Source organism: Bradyrhizobium sp. PRIMUS42, assembly GCF_023006515.1.
GTDB lineage: Bacteria > Pseudomonadota > Alphaproteobacteria > Rhizobiales > Xanthobacteraceae > Bradyrhizobium.
Map to the genome: position 1 here is coordinate 1 of NZ_JALBGZ010000738.1, position 2,996 is coordinate 2,996.

3 protein-coding genes are annotated in these 2,996 nt (G+C 66.5%); 2 read left to right on the forward strand and 1 reads right to left on the reverse strand.

The features are described 5' to 3' along the window. Both MOV75_RS32775 and MOV75_RS32780 read left to right on the forward strand, forming a co-directional pair. Positions 1-279: formate dehydrogenase accessory sulfurtransferase FdhD (locus MOV75_RS32775; RefSeq protein ID WP_247007396.1), on the forward strand; the 279-nt coding region annotated here is incomplete at its 5' end. Next, entirely contained in the window at positions 269-502 is a 234-nt protein-coding gene (locus MOV75_RS32780) for a formate dehydrogenase subunit delta (protein ID WP_246929689.1), read from the forward strand. The genes MOV75_RS32775 and MOV75_RS32780, both read left to right, overlap by 11 nt. Here MOV75_RS32780 and MOV75_RS32785 read toward each other — a convergent pair. After that, a partial coding sequence (locus MOV75_RS32785) for a bifunctional [glutamine synthetase] adenylyltransferase/[glutamine synthetase]-adenylyl-L-tyrosine phosphorylase (protein ID WP_246929691.1) occupies positions 477-2,996 on the reverse strand: 2,520 nt, incomplete at its 5' end. The genes MOV75_RS32780 and MOV75_RS32785 overlap by 26 nt on opposite strands.

The window sequence follows — 2,996 nt, forward strand, 5'->3', positions numbered from 1 at the left end:
GACAAGCTCGCGGGCTCGCTGGCACGCAGCCGCACGGATGCGCGCTCCGGCATGGTGCTGCTGACGAGCCGCGTCTCGGTCGAGATGGTGCAGAAGGCTGCCGCGATCGGCGCACCGGTGATGATCGCGGTCTCCGCACCGACAGCGCTTGCGATCCGCACGGCGGAGGCGGCCGGCATCACGCTGATCGCGATCGCCCGACAGGACGGATTCGAGATATTTACGCACGGCAGCCGGATCGCGGCTCGTCATGCCACGGAGGTTGCCGATGTCGCCTGACCGCCTGATCTACATGGCCAACCAGATCGGAACGTTCTTCCGCAGCCAGGGCCACGACAAGGCCGTGCCGGGGATTGCCGAGCACATCAAGAAATTCTGGGATCCCCGGATGAAGCGCGCGATCTTCGCCCATCTCGATGCCGGCGGCGCGGGCCTGGAGCCGAACGTGCGCGAAGCGCTCACTTCGCTGCAGCGGGCTACGTCCCTTCCAGCAGCGCCCTGAACACGCGCCGCACCTCGCTCTGGGTCTCCTTCACGCGCGCCTCGAGCGACGAGAAGTCCGGGGCGTCGCCAGCCCGCGCCATCACGCGCTGCAGATCGGTGCCGGCGGTTTCCGGCTTGAAACGGTCGCTGACGCAGAGCCGCAGGATCTGCGTCAGGTCGTGATAGAGCCGCGCGGCGGCACGCAGGATCTCGGTCTCCGACTGCGGGAGCACGCCGAGCCTGCACGCATTTTCCAGCACCTGCAGCGTACTGACGTCGAGAATCTCCGGCTTGTCGTGAGCGTGCACGAGCTGGAGATATTGCGCGATGAAGTCGATATCGACCATGCCGCCGGCGGCATATTTGAGATCCCAGCAATCGCCCTCGCCCTTCTCCTGAGCGATCGCGCGCCGCATGTCGGCGACGTCGTTGGCGGTGATTCCGGGATCGCGGCGGCGGGTCAGGACGTCGCGAATGACCCGCTCGATCCGTTCCCGAAATTCAGGCGAGGCCGACACCACGCGCGCGCGGGTCAGCGCCATATGCTCCCAGGTCCAGGCCTCGTTGGCCTGGTAGTCGGCGAATGAGACGAGGCTCGAGGCAACGGGGCCGGCGCGTCCCGAGGGCCGTAGCCGCATGTCGATCTCGTAGAGCACGCCGTAATTGGTGCGCGTCGTGAACGCGCTGATCAGGCGCTGAGTCAAGCGGGCGAAGTAATGCGCGCCCTGAAGCGATTTCTGCCCATCGGAGTCCGGATTGTCGCTGTCGAAATCGTAGAGCAGGATCAGGTCGAGATCGGACGAGGCCGTCATCTCGCGGCTGCCGAGCCGGCCCATCGCGATGATCGCTGTCTCCTGGCCCTTGATACGGCCGTGCTGGGCGGCAAAGCGCTCCGCAACGAGGCCATGCACGGTGTGGACGATGCCTTCGGCGACATCGGCAAAGGCCGTGCTCGCCTGCTGCGCCGAGACGGTGCCGGAGAGGATCCGCGTGCCGATCAGGAACAGGCTCTCCTGCCCGAACAGGCGCAGGCGATCGAGGAACTCTTCGTATGAGCCGGCATCCTGCACGGTCGCAGCTAACCGTCCCGACAGCTCCTGCCGGTCCGGCATGGCGCCGAAGAAGCGCGGATCGATCAGGCCGTCCATCAGCTGCGGCTGCCGTGCCAGCATCTCGCCGAGCCGGGGTGCAGCGCCCAGCACCAGCGCCACCAGCGCGACGAGATCACGGTTCTGGCCGAGCAGCGTGATCAGACGGCCGCCGCGCTGGAGCGCCCCAAGAAATTGATCGAACGCCACGACGGCGCGATCCGGCTCCTCGGCATGGGCAAGACCGTCGATCAGGGCCGGCACGAATTCGACGAAGGCGTTCCGCGTCGCCTCATTGCGGAACACACGATAGTCGCCGGAGACCCAGTCGCGCACGGTCTGCGCGACGGCGGCAGGCTTCTTGAAGCCGAGCGTTGCGAGGTGCTGGAGCAGGCGCGGATCGTCGGGACCTGCACTGTAGTCGAGCGCCGGCAGCTTGGCCGTCCCGGTCGGATCGTCGCCCTCGAACAGTTTTTCGTAGTGCCCCTGCACGATCTTGAGCTGCCGCAGCAGATCGCTCGCAAAGGCTTCGCGATCCGCATAACCGAAGAAGCGCGCGAAACGCTCGACCGCGTCCTTGTCTTCGGGCAGCGTATGGGTCTGCTCGTCGGCGATCATCTGGATGCGATGCTCGACCCGGCGCAGGAATTCGTACGCAATGGTCAGTTCGTCGCGCGCAGCGGAGGTGATCCAGTTGCTGGAGGCGAGAATGTCGAGCGCTCTAAGCGTCGGCCGCACCCGCAATTCCGGATGACGGCCTCCGGCGATCAATTGCTGGGTCTGGGCAAAAAACTCGATCTCGCGGATGCCGCCGCGGCCGACCTTGACGTTGTGTCCCTCCACCGCGACCTCGCTCTGGCCGCGATACGTCTGCATCTGCCGCTTCATGTCGTGGACGTCGGCGAGCGCAGCGAAGTCGAGATGCTTGCGCCAGACGAAGGGCGCGATCTCGGCGAGCAACGCCTCGCCCGCCCGGGGATCGCCGGCGCAGGCACGCGCCTTGATCATCGCGGCGCGCTCCCAGGTGCGCCCTTCCCGCTCATAGTAGTTCAGCGCGGCGTCCCGCGAGATCGCCACCTGGGTCGAGGACGGATCGGGCCGCAGGCGCAGATCGACGCGGAAGACGTAGCCGTCGTAGGTGCGCTGCTGCAGGATACGCGCCATGCCTTGCGTGACCCGGACGAAGAACGGCTGCGGCTCGATGTCCGCCGCCAGCGTCGTCGCATCAGGATCGAAGAACACGATGAGATCGATGTCGCTGGAATAGTTCAGCTCGCCCGCGCCCATCTTGCCCATGGCGAGCACGATCAGCCCGCAGCCCACTTCGGGCGCCTCGGGATTGGGCGGCGAGAGCTTGCCGCGTGCGGCTTCCTGCCGCAGCAGATATTGCAGCGCCGCCTGCACCGAGGACACCGCGACCTCGGT